We start from the raw sequence: 17,072 nt of genomic DNA, 5'->3' as shown, positions 1-17,072 counted from the left end.
CAACAACCTCGCCGGTAGGGAGATCTCCATGAGCACCACCGCAGCAGCTGACGCTACGACCGCCTGGGCCGCACGCGCCTCCGAGACCGTGAGCGACGACACCCTGCGGAGGGTGGACGCCTGGTGGAGGGCCGCGAACTACCTGTCCGTCGGGCAGATCTACCTCCTGGCCAACCCGCTCCTGCGCACGGAGCTCACGCGCGACGACGTCAAGCCCCGCCTCCTCGGCCACTGGGGCACCACGCCCGGGCTGAACTTCCTCTACGCCCACCTCAACCGGGTCATCCGCGAGCGCTCCGTGTCGAGCATGTACATCACGGGCCCCGGCCACGGTGGCCCGGGCCTCGTGGCGAACTCCTACCTCGAGGGCACGTACACCGAGACGTACCCGGACATCACGCAGGACGAGGAGGGCATGCGCCGCCTCTTCCGCCAGTTCTCCTTCCCCGGGGGCATCCCGAGCCACGTCGCGCCGGAGACGCCGGGGTCCATCCACGAGGGCGGCGAGCTCGGTTACGCGCTCTCCCACGCCTACGGCGCGGCCTTCGACAACCCGGACCTCCTCGTCGCGGCCGTCGTCGGTGACGGCGAGGCCGAGACCGGCCCCCTGGCCACGAGCTGGCACTCGAACAAGTTCGTCAACCCCGCCAAGGACGGCGTGGTCCTGCCGATCCTCCACCTCAACGGGTACAAGATCGCCAACCCGACCGTCCTCGCCCGCATCTCGGACGACGAGCTCGAGTCGCTCATGGTCGGCTACGGGCACAAGCCGTTCGTCTTCGAGGGGGGCTTCGACGGCGAGGACCACCACGAGGTCCACGCCCGGTTCGCGGCGCTCCTCGACGACGTCATGGACGAGATCGCGGCCATCAAGGCCCGTGCCGCCGAGGGCGACGAGACGCGCCCCATGTGGCCGATGATCGTGTTCCGCACCCCCAAGGGCTGGACCTGCCCGCCGGAGATCGACGGGAAGAAGACCGAGGACTCGTGGCGCGCGCACCAGGTCCCCCTCGCGAGCGCGCGTGACACCCCCGAGCACCTCGAGGTCCTCAAGGGGTGGCTCGAGTCGTACCACGCCGACGAGCTCTTCGACGAGACCGGGCGTCTCGTCGACGACGTCGCGGCACTCGCCCCCGAGGGCGAGCTGCGGATGAGCGGCAACCCGCACACCAACGGCGGTCTGCTCATGAAGGACCTGCGGCTGCCGAACTTCCGCGACTACGCGGTCGACGTGCCCACGCCGGCCGGGTCCATCAGCGAGGCCACCCGGGTGCTCGGAGAGTGGCTCACCGACGTCGTGCGCCTCAACCCGGACAACTTCCGGATCTTCGGCCCGGACGAGACCGCGTCGAACCGCCTGCAGTCCGTGTACGACGCGACGGACAAGATGTGGAACGCGGACTTCGAGGAGTCCGACATGAACGAGCACCTCGCTCGCGCCGGGCGCGTCGTCGAGATGCTCTCGGAGCACCAGTGCCAGGGCTGGCTCGAGGGGTACCTCCTCACGGGGCGCCACGGCATGTTCAACTGCTACGAGGCGTTCATCCACATCATCGACTCGATGTTCAACCAGCACGCCAAGTGGCTCAAGGTGACGCAGGAGATCCCGTGGCGCCGGCCCGTCCCGTCGCTGAACTACCTCCTCTCCAGCCACGTGTGGCGCCAGGACCATAACGGGTTCTCCCACCAGGACCCGGGGTTCATCGACCACGTGGTGAACAAGAAGGCCGAGGTCGTGCGGGTGTACCTGCCGCCGGACGCCAACACCCTCCTGAGCACCTACGACCACTGCCTGCGCAGCCGCAACTACGTGAACGTCGTGGTGTCCGGCAAGCAGCCCGCCCCGAACTTCCTCACGATGGACGAGGCCGTGGCGCACTGCACGCGCGGGCTGGGCATCTGGGAGTGGGCCGGCACCGAGGTCCGCGGGGAGGACCCGGACGTGGTCCTGGGCTGCGCGGGGGACGTCCCCACGCTCGAGGTCCTCGCCGCGGCAGACCTGCTGCGCAAGCACCTCCCGGACCTCAAGGTCCGCGTGGTGAACGTCGTCGACCTCATGCGGCTCCAGGACGCCAAGGAGCACCCGCACGGGCTGAGCGACCGCGACTTCGACACGCTCTTCACCACGGACAAGCCCGTGGTGTTCGCCTACCACGGGTACCCGTGGCTCATCCACCGCCTCACCTACCGCCGTGCGGGGCACTCGAACATCCACGTGCGCGGCTACAAGGAGGAGGGCACCACGACGACGCCCTTCGACATGGTGATGCTCAACGACCTCGACCGGTACCACCTGGTCATCGACGTCATCGACCAGGTGCCCCACCTGCGCAGCAGGGCTGCGGGTCTGCGCCAGGAGATGGAGGACGCCCGGCTCCGGGCCCGCCAGTACACGCGGGACCACGGGGAGGACATCCTCGAGGTGCGCGACTGGGTGTGGCCGGACGCGGGCGAGACCGCGACCGAGGTCGGCGGTCCGCAGGCCAACACGCAATTCACCGGAGGAGACAACGAGTGAGCCCCGCTCGCAGCATCTACATCACGTCCCCGGAGGGGGAGACCGGCAAGTCGACGATCGCGCTCGGCGTGCTCGACCTCCTCGCCCGGCGCGTCCAGCGCGTGGGTGTGTTCCGTCCGGTCACCCGGACGGGGCACACCCCCAGCTCGACGACCGCCGAGGGGGCGGACGCCCGGGACTACGTCGTCGAGCTCCTCCTCGCCCACGACGGCGTCGACCTCACGTACGAGCAGTGCGTGGGCGTGACCTACGACGACGTGCACGAGGACCCCGAGGCGGCGCTCGGCAAGATCGTCGCGAAGTACCACGAGGTCGAGCAGCAGTGCGACGTCGTGGTCATCGTCGGGACGGACTACACGGATGTCGCCGGACCGACCGAGCTCGCGTACAATGCGCGCATCGCGGCGAACCTCGGCGCCCCCGTGCTGCTCGTCCTGTCCGGCAACCGCCGCTCCCCCGCGGGCATCCGTCAGATGTGCGAGGTCGCGGTCTCCGAGCTCGAGGCGAACCACGCACAGGTCATCGGTGTCGTCGCGAACCGGTGCCTGCCGACGGACCTCGACGCGATCCGCTCCGAGTTCGCCGCCGCGGACTCGCTGCCGGTGTGGACCGTCCCCGAGGACCCGTTCCTCATGACGCCCACGGTGAGCCAGCTCATGGCCGCGGTCGAGGGGCGCCTGGAGGTCGGCGACGAGGAGCTCCTGGGCCGCGAGGTCCTCGACGTCCTCGTCGGCGCCATGACCTTCGAGCACCTCCTCGACCGGCTCACCGACGGCGCCGTCGTCATCACGCCCGGCGACCGCACAGACATCCTCCTCGGCCTGCTCACCTCGCAGACCGCGAAGAACTTCCCGTCGCTCGCGGCCATCATCCTCAACGGCGGCTTCTACCCGCCCGAGTCCGTGGCCCGGCTCATCGCCGACCTCGCACCGAGCGTCCCCGTGATCCGCACCGACCTCGGGACGTTCCGCTCGGCCAGCGCCGCGGCGTCCGCCCGGGGGCGGGTGACCAAGGACTCCCAGCGCAAGGTCGACACCGCCCTCGCCCTGTTCGAGCAGAACGTCGACGGCACGGCGCTCCTCGCGAGCCTCGACGTCGAACGTCCCGAGGTCGTCACCCCGCTCATGTTCGAGTACGAGCTGCTCGGGCGCGCCCGCGCGGACCGCAAGCACATCGTCCTCCCGGAGGGGACGGACGACCGCATCCTGCGCGCCGCGTCGACCCTCCTCCAGCGCCAGGTCGCCGACCTGACCATCCTCGGCGACGAGGAGTCGATCCGAGCCCGTTCCGTCGAGCTCGGCCTCGACATCTCGGACGCGAAGGTCGTCGACCCCCACAGCGGGGAGCTCCACGAGCGCTTCGCGGAGGAGTACACGAAGCTCCGGGCCCACAAGGGCATGACCGTGGACCGAGCGCGGGAGATCGTCTCCTCGGTGTCGTACTTCGGCACCATGATGGTGCGCCTCGGGCTCGCGGACGGCATGGTGTCCGGCGCCGCGCACACGACAGCGCACACCATCAAGCCGTCGTTCGAGATCATCAAGACGGTCCCGGGCGTCTCGGTCGTCTCCTCGGTGTTCCTCATGTGCCTCGAGGACCGTGTGCTCGTCTACGGCGACTGCGCCGTCAACCCCGACCCCACCGCGGAGCAGCTCGCCGACATCGCGATCTCCTCCGCGGCCACCGCCGCCCAGTTCGGGGTGGAGCCGCGCATCGCGATGCTCTCCTACTCCACGGGCGCTTCGGGGACGGGCGCGGACGTGGACAAGGTCCGCGAGGCCACCGCGCTCGTCCGCGAGCGTCGACCCGACCTCTCCGTCGAGGGGCCCATCCAGTACGACGCCGCCGTGGACGCCTCCGTCGCCGCCTCGAAGATGCCCGACTCCCTCGTCGCCGGACGCGCGACGGTGTTCATCTTCCCGGACCTCAACACCGGCAACAACACGTACAAGGCCGTCCAGCGCTCCGCGGGAGCGGTCGCCGTGGGGCCCGTCCTCCAGGGCCTGCGGATGCCCGTGAACGACCTCTCGCGCGGTGCCCTCGTCCAGGACATCGTCAACACCGTGGCCATCACCGCCATCCAGGCGCAGGGGCAGCAGGCCCTCGTCGAGCAGACCGACCCGTCCACCACCACCCAGGCAGGAGCCTCTGCATGAACCCCACGACCGGTGCGGCCACCCCGTCCGCGCACGGCAGCGTCCTCGTCATCAACTCGGGGTCGTCCTCCGTGAAGTACCAGCTGGTCGACCCGGTGGGGGGCGAGGCGATCGCCTCGGGCCTCGTCGAGCGCATCGGCGAGTCCGAGGGCCGCGTGACCCACACCGTCGCCGGAGAGAAGACCCAGCGCACGACGGTGGTCGCCGACCACGGTGCCGCGCTGCGCCTGGCCCTCGACCTCTTCGAGGAGCTCGGCCCGAACCTCGACGAGGCGGGCGTGGTGGCCGTGGGTCACCGCGTGGTCCAGGGCGGCAGCAAGTTCTCCGGTCCCGTCGTCATCGACGACACCGTGGTGCAGGACATCACGGACCTCGTCCCGCTGGCGCCGCTCCACAACCCCGGGCACGTCCGGGGCATCGAGGTCGCCCGCGCGCTCCTGCCGGACGTCCCGCACGTCGCGATCTTCGACACGGCGTTCTTCCAGTCGCTGCCCGCCGCCGCGCACACGTACGCGATCGACGCGGACGTCGCGCGGGAGCACGGGATCCGGCGCTACGGGTTCCACGGCACGAGCCACCAGTTCGTGTCGCAGGAGGTCGCCCGCGTCCTCGGACGCCGCGTCGAGGACCTCAACCAGATCGTCCTGCACCTCGGGAACGGGGCGTCGGTCTCCGCGGTCCGCGGTGGCGTGGCCGTCGAGACCTCGATGGGCCTCACCCCCCTCGAGGGCCTGGTCATGGGGACGCGCTCCGGGGACATCGACCCGGCGATCGTGTTCCACCTGCACCGCAACGCCGGCATGTCGATCGACGAGATCGACGACCTCCTCAACAAGCGGTCCGGAATCAAGGGGCTCGCGGGGGACAACGACTTCCGCGTCCTCCACGACCTGGTCGCCCAGGGCCACGAGGGCGCCCGCCTGGCGCTGGACGTCTACGTCCACCGCCTGCGGAAGTACATCGGCGCCTACCACGCCGTCCTCGGGCGCGTGGACGTCATCACCTTCACGGCGGGCGTCGGGGAGAACGACGAGATCGTGCGCGCGCTCACGACGGCCGACCTCGAGAGCATGGGCATCGCGGTGGACGCCGCCCTCAACGACGAGCGCTCCCGCGAGGCGCGGGTCATCTCCCCGGGGTGGACCTCGACGCTCGTCATGGTGGTGCCGACCAACGAGGAGCTCGCCATCGCCCGGCAGTGCGTCGACCTCGTCGCGGGTGGCGCGGTCGCGAGCTGACCTACCTGCGTCCGCGGGCGTCTGCTCCACGGAGGCGACGAGGGCGGCGCACGAGAACAGGGAGAACGGAGAAGGGGCGGGGCGACCCCCGCCCCGCCCCGCGCCCGTCCCACCCGCGGGGGGGGGCCCCCTACCCGGGGCACCCGGGCGCCGGCCCGGCCCCACCCCCCCCCCCCCCTTCTCCGTTCCCACGGGCGCCCTCCCCCGGGCGCGCCCCGTCAGAGGCCGAGGACCGTCGCGACCTCGGGTCGCAGCGCGCGGCAGGCCGCCGCGTAGGCCTCGGGCGCGGACGACGCGGCGAGCGCGGCGAGCGCTACGTCCGCCGCCTGCGCAGCGGTGTGCTGCGCGAGCGCATACCGGACGAGCGGCACCGCACCTGCGGACATCGACAGCGAGGTGACGCCGAGCCCTGCGAGAACGACCGCCATGACGGGGTCCGCGGCGGACTCGCCGCACACGCCCGCCGGCTTGCCGGCTGCGGCCCCTGCGCGCGCCGTGGCGGCGACGAGGTCGAGGACGGCGGGCTGCCAGCGGTCGAGGAGGTCGGACAGCTCGCCCCGGAGGCGGTCGGTCGCCATGACGTACTGGGCGAGGTCGTTGGTGCCCATGGAGACGAAGTCGACCTCGGCGAGGATCGCCTCGGCGCGCAGAGCGGCTGCGGGGACCTCGACCATGACGCCCACGGTGGTGAGACCGTGCCGGCGTGCGGCGGCGGCGAAGTCCCGGGCCTCGACCGGCGTCGAGACCATGGGGGCCATGACCCACGGGTGCTCCCCCGTCGCGGCCTGCGCGTCCGCGAGTGCGGCGAGCTGCGTGTCGAGGAGCTCGGGGACGGTCCGCACGAGCCGGTAGCCGCGCACGCCGAGCGCGGGGTTCTCCTCGTCGGGCTGCGTCGCGAACGCGAGGGGCTTGTCCGCACCGGCGTCGAGCGTGCGGACCACGACCTTCCGGCCGGCGAAGCTGCGCAGCACCTCGGCGTAGACCTCGGCCTGCTCCTCGCGGGTCGGGGCGGTGGCACGATCGAGGAAGAGCACCTCCGTGCGGAAGAGCCCGACGCCCTCGACCGCGCTCCCGGCACCGGCGCGAGCGGCGTCGGCCGCGGTGCCGATGTTGGCGAGCAGCGCGACGGGCACACCGTCGGCCGTCCGGCCGGGAGAGGTGTCCTCGGCGAGCGTCCGGGCCACACGGTCGCGCTCGGCGAAGCCGTGGGCGACGTCCTCCGACGGGTCGACCTCGACGGTCCCTGCCGCGGCGTCGACGGCCACGACGGTGCCCTCGGCGAGGTCGAGCGCACCGGCCACGCCGACGACGCACGGGATGGCGCGCTGCGCGGCGATGATCGCCGTGTGGCTGGTGGTGCCCCCGAGCTCGGTGACGATGGCCACGACGTGGCGGAGGTCGAGCGCGGCCGTGTCGGCGGGTGCGAGGTCCTCGGCGACGATCACGGACGGGCCGGTGAGCTCCGGGACCCCTGGGGCGGGGACGCCGAGGAGCTCGGCGGCCACCCGGTCGCGGACGCTGCGCAGGTCGGTGACGCGCTCGGCGAGCATCCCCCCGGCCTTGGTGAACATGTCGACGAAGCCGCCGACGACGGCGTCGAGCGCAGCGACGGGCGGTTCTCCGCCCTCGATCCGGGCGACGGTCTGCTTGCGCAGGGCCCGGTCCTGGGCCATCTGCGCGGTCGCCTGCAGGACGGCGACCGCGGGCCCTTCGGACGTCTCGGCCTGGCGCCGGAGGCCGGCCGCCACCGCGTCGAACGCGGCGACGGTCCGCTCGGCGGCCTCGGCGGGGTCCGCCGGGGCCTCCTCGCGCTCGGGCGCGACGGGCGCCGGGGCGACCCGGACGACGGGGCCGATGGCGGCGCCGCGGCCGACGCCGGAACCGTGGAGCATCACGGCTCCTCGTCGAGGTCCGTGGCGAGGAGCGCCGCGAGCTCGTCGAGGACGCGGTCCGCGTCGGGCCCGTCGGCGGAGAGCGTGACCTCCTGGCCGTGCGGGACGCCCAGGGACATGACGAGCAGGATGCTCGCCGCGTCCACGGCATCGTCCCCGTCCGTCGCGATGGTCACGTCGACGCCGCTGTCTGCGGCGGCCTGCGTGAAGATGGAGGCGGGGCGGGCGTGGAGGCCGGAGCGGGAGGCCACGGCCACGGTGCGTGTGGGCATGTTCGGTCCTTCCAGGGTCGCGGTCAGCCCGCGACGGCGGTGGTGGTGGTGGTGGGGGTCTGGTCGGCGGCTGCCGCGTCCGCGGCGCGCTCCGCGTCGACCGCGGAGTTGGAGCCGATGCTCTTGAGGCCGATGACGACGGCGGCGGTGACGACCGTGCCGATGATCACGGCGAGGACGAAGAGGACGGGGTTCCCGATCAACGGTGCCACCCAGATCCCGCCGTGGGGGGCACGGAGCGTCGAGTCGAAGGCCATGACGAGACCGCCGGTGACCGCTGAGCCGACCATGGAGGCGGGCAGCACCCGCAGCGGGTCGACGGCGGCGAACGGGATGGCACCCTCGGAGATGAAGGACGCCCCGAGGAGCCAGGCGGCCTTGCCGTTCTCCCGCTCGGCGCGCGTGAAGAGCTTGCTGCGGACCACGGTGGCGAGGGCCATCGCGAGCGGCGCGACCATGCCGGCCGCCATGACGGCCGCCATGATGCGGTACTGCGTCGCGTCGGACGCCAGGCCCTCGGTCGCGAGTCCGGTCACCGCGAAGGTGTAGGCGACCTTGTTCACGGGCCCACCGAGGTCGAAGCCCATCATGAGGCCGAGGAGCGCTCCGAGCAGGACGAGGTTGGAACCGGAGAGCGAGCTCAGCCAGTCGGTGAGCCCGTCCATGAGGGCCGCGAGCGGCCGGCCGAGCACCACGAACATGAGGAGCCCGGTGACGAACGTCGACAGGAGGGGGATGACGACCACCGGCATGATGCCGCGCACGCCGCGCGGCACCTTCCACCGGCTGATCCACAGGGCCAGCAGACCACCGATGAACCCGGCGACGAGACCGCCGAGGAACCCGGCGCCCACGGTCACCGCGATGGCACCGCCGACGAAGCCGGGCACGAGGCCGGGGCGGTCGGCGATCGCGTAGGCGATGAACCCGGCGAGCACGGCGACGAGGAAGCCGAAGGCGACCCCGCCGATGGCGAGGAGGAGGACCGACCAGTGCTGGAGGGACGTGAGGTCGAAGCCCTCGATGATGGTCTCGACCGGGACCTTCGTGACCTCGACGGCGCCCTCCTCGTCCCAGGCGACCTGGGCGAGCATGAAGCTCAGGGCGATGAGGATCCCGCCGGCGGCGACGAACGGGATCATGTAGGAGATCCCGGTCATGAGCCACTGCCGCACGCGGTTCCCGACGCTCGCGTTCGCGTCGACCTTCGTGGCGGGCCCGGCGGGCGCCTGCGACGCCGTGGCCGCGGCCGTGGCCGCGGCACCTGCGGGGACGCCCGCCTCCACCGCAGCGACGGCCTGGGCGATGACGCCCGGCGCGTCGTGCACGGCCTTCTTCACGCCGACGTCGACGGTGGGCTTGCCGCTGAAGCGGGACTTGTCCTTGACCTCGAGGTCCGCGGCGAAGATCACGCCGTCCGCGTCGGCGATGGCCTGGGGGTCGATGGTGTCCGCCCCTGCGGAGCCCTGGGTCTCGACGGTGACCTCGTGCCCGGCGGCGCGACCTGCCTGCTCGAGGGCCTCGGCGGCCATGTACGTGTGCGCGATGCCCGTGGGGCACGACGTGACGGCGACGAACTTCATCGTGGAGCCACCTCCCTGGTGACGATCTCGGCGACGGTGGTCGCGTCGGGTGCGGTGCGCAGCGAGTCACGGAACGACTCGTGCACGAGGCGCCGCGCGAGCGACGCGAGGATCTTCAGGTGGTCGCTGTCGCCCTCGGTGGGCGCGGCGATGAGGAAGACGAGGGTCGCGTCACCGTCGGGAGCGCCGAAGTCGACGCCTGCGGGGACACGACCGACCGCGAGGGACGGCACGGTGACGTGCGCGGAACGGGCGTGCGGGAGCCCCACGCCGCCGGGCATGCCCGTGGCCATCTGAGCCTCTCGGGCACGGACGTCGGCGTGGAAGCCGTCGGCGTCGGTGATCCGCCCCTCGGCGAGGAGGAGGTCGATGAGGCTGCGGGTGACCGCGTCACGGTCTCCCCCGGCGAGGTCGAGGGCCACGAGACCCGGGGTGATCAGGGGTGCGCTGGGTGCGGGGTTGCTCACGTCACAGCTCCTTCAGTGCGAGGCGGCGGGATGGGTCGGGGACGAGCTGCACGTCCGTGACGTCGACGTCGTCGGGCGTGGGTACTGCGGAGCCGGGGAGCAGGACGGCAGCCCTGCCCCAGGCGACGGCGACCCGGAGTGCGTCCGGGAGCCGTGCGGTGATGTCCTCCTGGGAGGAGGAGGCGTCCTGGTCGAGGACGCTGAGGAAGCCGGCGAGCGTCGTGTCGCCTGCGCCCACGGTGGACAGCGGCACGAGGGGCGTCCCGCCCGCCCAGAGCACGCTGTCGGCAGTGACGAGGAGCGCGCCGTGTGCGCCGAGCGAGACGAGCACCGCGTCGGTGCCGGCCGAGATGATCTCGCGTGCGGCGTCGGTCACGTCGCCCACGGTCCTGAGCTCCCTGCCGACGAGCTCGGCGAGCTCGTCGTCGTTGGGCTTCACGAGAGCGAGCCCTCCGGCCTCGACGGCCTCCCGGAAGGGTGCGCCGGACGAGTCGACGACGGTCCGCGCCCCGTGCTCCGCGGCGACGCGCGCGACACGGACGTAGAGGTCGTCACCCGCACCGGTGGGAAGGCTCCCGGCCGCCACCACGACGGGGCGGTCGCCGGCGCTGCGCGCAGCGACGATCTCTGCGGCGAGCGCGTCGAGGAGCGCGGTGACGACAGCGGGGTCGAGGGGCTCGCCGGGGGCGTTGATCTTGGTGGTGGCGCCGAGCGCGTCGACGACCGCGATGTTGCTGCGGGTCGCCGTGCCCGCGGGGACGGGTCGCACCGCGACCCCGACGGCCTCGAGGTCGGAGACGAGGCGCACCCCGTCGGTGCCGCCCGCCGGGAAGATCGCGACGGAGCGTGCCCCGCCGGCAGCCAAGGCCCGCGTGACGTTGATGCCCTTGCCACCGGCGTCGACGTGCGTGGTCACCGCGCGGTTGACCTCGCCCGCGACGAGCGTGGGGACCTCGTAGGTGCGGTCGAGACTGGGGTTGGGAGTGAGGGTGATGATCATGCGCGTACCACCGCCACGCCGGCGTCCTCGAGCTCGGCGACGAGCCCACCGTCGGTCCCGGGGTCGGTGACGAGCACGTCGACCTCGTCGATGCCGACGACGCGGGCGAAGTCCGACCGGCCGATCTTCGTGTGGTCGGCGAGGACCACGACACGTCGCGCCGCGTGGGCGAGCGCCCGCTTCACGGCGGCCTCACCGAGGTCGGGGGTCGTCAGCCCACGGTCCGGGGTGAGCCCGTTGGCGCCGAGGAACACGACGTCGGCCTGGATGTCCGCGAGAGCGCGCTCGGCCCAGGGGCCGACGGCCGCGAGGGTGCGTCCGCGGATGGTGCCGCCCACCAGGTGGAGGGTGATGTTGGGTCGCGCGGCGAGGACGGCCGCGACGGGCAGGGAGTTCGTGACGACGGTGAGCTCGCGGTCGGTGGGGAGCTGCTCCGCGAGCCGCACCGTGGTGGTGCCGGCGTCGAGGACGACGGTCCCGGCGTCGGGCACCTCCGCGAGGGCGGCCTTCGCGATGAGGGTCTTCTCGGCCGCGAGGTGGGACTCCCGGTCGGCGACCCCGGGCTCGAACCCGAGCCGCTCGACGGGGATGGCCCCGCCGTGGACGCGGCGCACGAGGCCCTGGCGCTCGAGGACGGAGAGATCGCGGCGGACGGTCTCCGGAGTGACGTCGAGCGTCTGGGCGAGGGTGGAGACGTCGACCCGGCCCGCGGCACGCGCGAGCCCGAGGATCTCCTGGTGGCGTTCTGGTGCGTACACATCAACCCCATCGTCGATCCGCGCCCTGTCACGCGGATGTCTGTGTGGACTTGTCTACGCCCGTTTCTCTGTGTTTTCAAGCGCGGACGAGCGAATGAGGAACAAAAGAGCCCGGTTTAGAGTGGTATGCACCGAAGTTCAGAACGTAGGACCCACCGACCCGGGGCAGGTCGGGCAGGATCGGGCATGCCTGGAGACGACTGCGCCCCCGTCCCGGGTGGGACGAGGGCGGAAGATCGCAGGCGGGTGGGCGCCTCAGGACGGCTGGTCGACCCGCCGTCCCAGCACGGCGCATCCGGCATCCGTGTAGCCGAGCGCGGCGTAGAAGCCCGCGACGCCCTCGTTCGTCGACCGGACCATGAGCTGGATCTTCACCGCGCCCTGCGCGACGAGCCATGCCTCCGCGGCGACGACCAGGCTCCTGCCGATCCCGGTCCCCTGACGCGAGGGGTCGACGGCGACGTAGTAGAGCCAGCCCCGGTGCCCGTCGTACCCGGCCATCACCGTGCCGACGGCGGGCCCTCGGCCGCCGTCCGCCGCGGCGCCCGCCTCCTCGCGCGCGACGAGGACCGTCGCCGTCTCCGTCGTGCGGGCTGCGGCGAGGTCCGCGCGCGCGTCGTTCCACGGTCGCGTGAGACCGCAGGAGTCCCAGAGGTCGAGGACCTGCTCGACGTCCGCGTCCTCGATCTCGGCGATCCGCACGGTCATCGTGGCTGGTAGGGCGAGATCACGACCTCGACCCGCTGGAACTCCTTGAGGTCGGAGTACCCCGTGGTCGCCATCGCACGGCGCAGCGCCCCGACGAGGTTGAGGGTGCCGTCCGCCTGGCGGCCCGGGCCGAAGAGGATCTCCTCGAGCGACCCGGCCGTCCCGACGTGCACGCGCTCGCCGCGGGGCAGCTGCGGGTGGTGGGCCTCCGAGCCCCAGTGCCACCCGTTGCCGGGCGCCTCGGCGGCACGGGCGAGCGCCGCGCCCACCATGACCGCGTCGGCCCCGCACGCCACGGCCTTGACGAGGTCACCCGCTCGGCCCACACCACCGTCGGCGATGACGTGGACGTACCGACCGCCCGACTCGTCGAGGTAGTCCCGCCGCGCGGCGGCGACGTCCGCGACGGCCGTCGCCATGGGTGCGTGGATGCCGAGGGAGACGCGCGTCGTGTGCGCCGCTCCCCCGCCGAAGCCGACGAGCACGCCGGCGGCTCCCGTCCGCATGAGGTGCAGCGCGGCCGTGTACGTGGACGCACCACCGACGACGACGGGCACGTCGAGCTCGTAGATGAAGCGCTTGAGGTTGAGCGGCTCCGCGTTCCCCGACACGTGCTCGGCGGAGACGGTGGTCCCCCGGATGACGAAGAGGTCGACCCCGGCGTCGACGACGGTCCGGTAGAACTCCTGGGTGCGCTGGGGGGAGAGCGCACCGGCGACCGTGACGCCCGCGGCACGGATCTCCTTCAGGCGCTCGGTGATGAGCTCCGCCCGCACGGGCGCGGAGTAGATCTCCTGCATGCGCCGCGTCGCGTGCTCCGCGTCCAGGCCGGCGATCTCCTCGAGCATGGGCGTCGGGTCCTCGTACCGGGTCCACAGACCCTCGAGGTCGAGGACCCCGAGGCCCCCGTGCCTGCCCAGCGCCACGGCCGTCGCCGGGCTCATCACGGAGTCCATGGGGGCGGCGAGGATCGGCAGACCGAAGTGGTACGCGTCGATCTGCCAGTCGACGGAGACGTCCTCCGGGTCACGGGTGCGGCGCGACGGCACCACCGCGATGTCGTCGAAGGAATAGGCGCGCCGTCCGCGCTTGCCCCGGCCGATCTCGATCTCGTTGCTCACCGGACAAGGTTACCGTCCGGCGCCGCCTCCCCCGCCCGTGCGTGTCGGTGGCGGCTGCGATGCTCTGGCCAGGAAGAACCTCGCACGGACCGACGAGCACGCAGACCGTCACGCAGACGAGCACGCACAGGGAGAGCCAGATGACGTGGACCGCAGGACCCCTCCTCGGGTTCGACACCGAGACCACCGGTGTCGACGTCCGGAACGACCGGATCGTCACCGCCGCGCTGGTGCGCCGTGACGCGGGAGGGACCCAGGTGCGGTCCTGGCTGATCGACCCCGGGGTCGACATCCCCGAGGAGGCGGCAGCGATCCACGGCATCACGACCGAGCACGCGCGTACCCACGGTGAGTCCCCCGGGACAGCTCTCGACGCGATCGCGGACCAGCTCGCACAGGCGCTGAACGACGGCGTGCCCGTCGTCGCGTTCAACGCGACGTTCGACCTGTGCATCCTCGACGCCGAGCTCGCCCGCCACGGCCTGAGCTCGATGGCGGACAGGCTGGGCCGCGACGTGAGCCCCGTGATCGACCCCCTCGTCCTCGACCGGGCCGTGGACCGGTACCGACGGGGCAAGCGCAAGCTCGTGGACCTCTGCGGCGTCTACGGGGTCGCGGACACCGACAACCTCCACACAGCGGACGTCGACGTCGTGGCGACGCTCGACGTCCTCGACGCCATGGCGCGGCGCCACCCCGACCTCGCCGAGCTCGAGCTCACGGCCCTCCACGCCTACCAGGTCGCGGAGCACCGCCGGTGGGCCGAGAGCTTCAACTCGTGGCGCGAGCGCCAGGGCCTTGCCGGACCCGGTGCGGGGCTCACGTGGCTGCGCGAGCACCACCAGGTGCCTCAGCCAGCGTCCGTCGACTGACGAACCGCCGCCGCTCTCCCGTGATCGGGTCGTCGAGCTCGACCGACCTCGCGAGCAGCTGGAGCGGCGCCGAGTAGTCGTCGGGTGCGACGTCGTAGAACGTCGGGTAGAAGTTGTCGTTGACGATCGGCACCCCGAGCGACGCCATGTGCAGCCTCAGCTGATGGGTCTTCCCGGTGCGGGGGCGGAGCCGGTAGAGCCCCCGCGGGGCTTCGCCCGACCGGTCGGCCCCCGCCCGCCCACCACGCGGCACCGGACCGACGAGCTCGACGAGACTCTCGCTGTTGGGCTCCCCGGGCACCTCCTCGGCGGGGAGCGTCCCGTGACGTTTGACGATCCGGCTGCGGACCGTGCACGGAAGCTCGAGGTCCTCGCGCAGCGGAGCCACGGCCTCGTACGTCTTGGTGACGCGTCGCTCCGCGAAGAGCCGCTGGTAGGCGCCCCGTCGCTCGCGGCGCGTCGTGAGCACGAGGACACCCGCGGTGATCCGGTCGAGCCGGTGCGCAGGGCTGATCTCGGGGAGCCCGAGCTCCCGACGCAGGCGGACCACGACGGACTCCACGACGTACGCCCCGCGGGGCGTGCTCGCGAGGAAGTGCGGCTTGTCGACGACGAGGAGGTCGTCGTCGTGGTGCAGGACGTCGATCTCGAACGGGACGCGCGGTTCGTCAGGGGCGTCCCGGTACAGGTAGACGAGGGCACCGGGCACGAAGACCGATCCCTCGTGGAAGGGGCGCCCGATCTCGTCGACCACCTCCCTGGCCGCGACCTTCTCCCGCAGGCGGGTCTCGTCGTGGGGGAAGCGCGCCCCTAGTTAGTCGCCCACCGCCGCCCACCCCCCGGCTCCCGCTGGTGCGGCCGCCGGGACCAGGGGCATCTGGAGCCGGACGGGGTTGAGCCCGTCCCGCACGGGCAGCGGCGCGGAGCGAGCCACCGCCCGGCTCAGCGCCCGCTGTAGTTGGGCGCCTCGACGGTCATCTGGATGTCGTGCGGGTGCGACTCCTTGAGCCCTGCCGGGGTGATGCGGACGAACCGTCCACGCTCCTGGAGCTGCGGGACGGTGTGCGCCCCGACGTAGAACATCGACTGGTGCAGCCCACCCACGAGCTGGTGGGCGACAGCGCCCAGAGGTCCGCGGTAGGGCACCTGACCCTCGATGCCCTCGGGGACGATCTTGTCGTCGCTGGACACGTCGGCCTGGAAGTACCGGTCCTTCGAGTAGGAGGCCTTCTTCCCGCGGGACGCCATAGCTCCGATGGACCCCATGCCCCGGTAGTGCTTGAACTGCTTGCCGTTGACGAACACGAGGTCCCCAGGGCTCTCGTCGCACCCGGCGAGGAGCGACCCGAGCATGACGGTGTCCGCGCCCGCGACCAGCGCCTTGGCGATGTCCCCGGAGTGCTGGAGACCTCCGTCACCGATGACCGGGACGCCGGCGGGGCGGCACGCGAGCGACGCCTCGTAGATGGCGGTGACCTGCGGGACGCCGACCCCGGCGACCACGCGCGTGGTGCAGATGGACCCCGGGCCCACGCCGACCTTCACGGCGTCCGCACCGGCGTCGACGAGCGCCTGAGCGCCCGCTCGCGTGGCGACGTTGCCGCCGATGATCTGCACGGCGGAGAACGCCGGGTCCGCCTTGAGCCGACGGATCATGTCGAGCAGCAGACGGGCGTGACCGTTGGCCGTGTCCGCGACCAGCACGTCCACACCGGCCTCGGCGAGCGCGGTGGCCCGCTCCCACGCGTCACCGAAGAACCCGATGGCCGCTCCGACCATGAGGCGCCCCTCGGCGTCCTTCGTGGCGTCCGGGTACTGCTCGGACTTCACGAAGTCCTTCACGGTGATGAGCCCGCGGAGCCTGCCCCCGTCGTCGACCAGGGGCAGCTTCTCGATCTTGTTCTTCCCGAGGAGCGCGGCCGCGTCGTCCCGGGTGATGCCGACCGGCCCGGTGATCAGAGGCATCGGCGTCATGACGTCGCGCACCCGCCGTGCGGCGAAGTCCGCGGGTGCCACGAAGCGCAGGTCACGGTTGGTGATGATGCCCAGGAGGATGCCTGCGTCGTCGACGACCGGCAGACCGGAGACCCGGTACTGGCCGCACAGGGCGTCGAGCTCGGCGAGCGTCGCGTCCGGACCGACGGTCACCGGATCGGTGATCATGCCCGACTCGGACCGCTTGACGAGGTCGACCTGCTTCGCCTGGGCCTCGATGGAGAGGTTCCGGTGGAGGATCCCGATCCCGCCCTGCCGCGCCATCGCGACGGCCATGCGGGACTCGGTCACCGTGTCCATCGCGGCGGACAGCAGGGGCACCGCGACGGAGATCTCGCGGGTGAGGCGGGCGGTCGTGTCCACCTCGCTCGGGATGACGTCGGTCTCGTTGGGCAGGAGGAGGACGTCGTCGTACGTGAGGCCGGTGAATCCGAAGGGGTCGTGGGGCTGCGAGGTGCTCGACTCACTCATGGAGGAAGTCTACGCACCGCA

The 17,072-nt window shown here is 72.2% G+C and carries 14 protein-coding genes; 4 read left to right on the top strand and 10 right to left on the bottom strand.

Annotation, left to right across the window (positions count from 1 at the left end; all coding sequences use genetic code 11):
* Nucleotides 1-28: 28 nt before the first annotated feature.
* From JAV76_RS03660 to JAV76_RS03650, 3 genes are read left to right on the top strand one after another with little or no spacing between them, the layout of a single operon-like run.
* A complete protein-coding gene (locus tag JAV76_RS03660; protein ID WP_198732651.1) occupies nucleotides 29-2,518 on the top strand; it encodes a phosphoketolase family protein in 2,490 nt (829 codons plus the stop codon).
* Nucleotides 2,515-4,674, top strand: a complete 2,160-nt coding sequence (gene pta, locus JAV76_RS03655; RefSeq protein ID WP_198732650.1) for a phosphate acetyltransferase — start codon at nucleotides 2,515-2,517, stop codon at nucleotides 4,672-4,674. Before JAV76_RS03660 ends, pta begins: the two co-directional genes overlap by 4 nt.
* Complete coding sequence (locus JAV76_RS03650) at nucleotides 4,671-5,912, top strand: acetate kinase (protein WP_198732649.1); 1,242 nt, start codon at nucleotides 4,671-4,673, stop codon at nucleotides 5,910-5,912. The genes pta and JAV76_RS03650 overlap by 4 nt, the downstream gene beginning before the upstream one ends.
* A 218-nt stretch (nucleotides 5,913-6,130) precedes the next feature.
* Here JAV76_RS03650 and JAV76_RS03645 read toward each other — a convergent pair whose 3' ends face one another.
* The 8 genes from JAV76_RS03645 to JAV76_RS03610 form a co-directional block, all read right to left on the bottom strand.
* On the bottom strand, nucleotides 6,131-7,804 hold the full coding sequence (locus JAV76_RS03645) for a putative PEP-binding protein (RefSeq protein ID WP_198732648.1): 1,674 nt from the start codon (nucleotides 7,802-7,804) through the stop codon (nucleotides 6,131-6,133).
* Nucleotides 7,804-8,076, bottom strand: a complete 273-nt coding sequence (locus JAV76_RS03640; RefSeq protein WP_198732647.1) for an HPr family phosphocarrier protein — start codon at nucleotides 8,074-8,076, stop codon at nucleotides 7,804-7,806. The genes JAV76_RS03645 and JAV76_RS03640 overlap by 1 nt, the downstream gene beginning before the upstream one ends.
* A 23-nt stretch (nucleotides 8,077-8,099) precedes the next feature.
* Nucleotides 8,100-9,659 (bottom strand): PTS fructose transporter subunit IIC, encoded by a 1,560-nt coding sequence (locus JAV76_RS03635; RefSeq protein WP_198732646.1) that lies wholly within the window; start codon nucleotides 9,657-9,659, stop codon nucleotides 8,100-8,102.
* Nucleotides 9,656-10,126 (bottom strand): PTS sugar transporter subunit IIA, encoded by a 471-nt coding sequence (locus tag JAV76_RS03630; protein WP_198732645.1) that lies wholly within the window; start codon nucleotides 10,124-10,126, stop codon nucleotides 9,656-9,658. Before JAV76_RS03630 ends, JAV76_RS03635 begins: the two co-directional genes overlap by 4 nt.
* A gap of 1 nt (nucleotide 10,127) precedes the next feature.
* Nucleotides 10,128-11,126 (bottom strand): 1-phosphofructokinase family hexose kinase, encoded by a 999-nt coding sequence (locus tag JAV76_RS03625; RefSeq protein WP_198732644.1) that lies wholly within the window; start codon nucleotides 11,124-11,126, stop codon nucleotides 10,128-10,130.
* A complete protein-coding gene (locus JAV76_RS03620; RefSeq protein WP_198732643.1) occupies nucleotides 11,123-11,884 on the bottom strand; it encodes a DeoR/GlpR family DNA-binding transcription regulator in 762 nt (253 codons plus the stop codon). The genes JAV76_RS03625 and JAV76_RS03620 overlap by 4 nt, the downstream gene beginning before the upstream one ends.
* Before the next feature lie 255 nt (nucleotides 11,885-12,139).
* Complete coding sequence (locus JAV76_RS03615) at nucleotides 12,140-12,592, bottom strand: GNAT family acetyltransferase (RefSeq protein WP_198732642.1); 453 nt, start codon at nucleotides 12,590-12,592, stop codon at nucleotides 12,140-12,142.
* Entirely contained in the window at nucleotides 12,589-13,713 is a 1,125-nt protein-coding gene (locus JAV76_RS03610; RefSeq protein ID WP_198732641.1) for a GuaB3 family IMP dehydrogenase-related protein, read from the bottom strand. Before JAV76_RS03610 ends, JAV76_RS03615 begins: the two co-directional genes overlap by 4 nt.
* Before the next feature lie 140 nt (nucleotides 13,714-13,853).
* On the opposite strand from JAV76_RS03610, the gene JAV76_RS03605 reads away from it, so the two are divergent.
* Entirely contained in the window at nucleotides 13,854-14,585 is a 732-nt protein-coding gene (locus JAV76_RS03605) for an exonuclease domain-containing protein (protein ID WP_198732640.1), read from the top strand.
* On the opposite strand, the gene JAV76_RS03600 is transcribed toward JAV76_RS03605, so the two are convergent.
* Nucleotides 14,533-15,339 carry a pseudouridine synthase gene (locus tag JAV76_RS03600; RefSeq protein WP_307843967.1) on the bottom strand — a complete coding sequence of 269 codons (807 nt, stop codon included), beginning with the start codon at nucleotides 15,337-15,339 and terminating at the stop codon, nucleotides 14,533-14,535. The two genes, JAV76_RS03605 and JAV76_RS03600, sit on opposite strands and share 53 nt — an antisense overlap.
* 188 nt (nucleotides 15,340-15,527) lie before the next feature.
* Nucleotides 15,528-17,051, bottom strand: a complete 1,524-nt coding sequence (guaB, locus tag JAV76_RS03595) for an IMP dehydrogenase (RefSeq protein ID WP_198732639.1) — start codon at nucleotides 17,049-17,051, stop codon at nucleotides 15,528-15,530.
* Nucleotides 17,052-17,072: the final 21 nt, after the last annotated feature.

The sequence above is a fragment of the Sanguibacter suaedae genome, assembly GCF_016342785.1.
Taxonomy (GTDB): Bacteria; Actinomycetota; Actinomycetes; order Actinomycetales; family Cellulomonadaceae; genus Sanguibacter; species Sanguibacter suaedae.
This window is presented reverse-complemented; position numbering and strand designations above follow the sequence as displayed.

Bases quoted from the DNA above. Each gene is read 5' to 3' on its own strand.
- JAV76_RS03640 (WP_198732647.1), bottom strand. From the start codon at position 8,076: ATGCCCACACGCACCGTGGCCGTGGCCTCCCGCTCCGGCCTCCACGCC.
- JAV76_RS03635 (WP_198732646.1), bottom strand. From the start codon at position 9,659: ATGAAGTTCGTCGCCGTCACGTCGTGCCCCACGGGCATCGCGCACACG.
- JAV76_RS03605 (WP_198732640.1), top strand. From the start codon at position 13,854: ATGACGTGGACCGCAGGACCCCTCCTCGGGTTCGACACCGAGACCACC.
- JAV76_RS03625 (WP_198732644.1), bottom strand. From the start codon at position 11,126: ATGATCATCACCCTCACTCCCAACCCCAGTCTCGACCGCACCTACGAG.
- JAV76_RS03660 (WP_198732651.1), top strand. From the start codon at position 29: ATGAGCACCACCGCAGCAGCTGACGCTACGACCGCCTGGGCCGCACGC.
- JAV76_RS03615 (WP_198732642.1), bottom strand. From the start codon at position 12,592: ATGACCGTGCGGATCGCCGAGATCGAGGACGCGGACGTCGAGCAGGTC.
- guaB (WP_198732639.1), bottom strand. From the start codon at position 17,051: ATGAGTGAGTCGAGCACCTCGCAGCCCCACGACCCCTTCGGATTCACC.
- JAV76_RS03650 (WP_198732649.1), top strand. From the start codon at position 4,671: ATGAACCCCACGACCGGTGCGGCCACCCCGTCCGCGCACGGCAGCGTC.
- JAV76_RS03645 (WP_198732648.1), bottom strand. From the start codon at position 7,804: ATGCTCCACGGTTCCGGCGTCGGCCGCGGCGCCGCCATCGGCCCCGTC.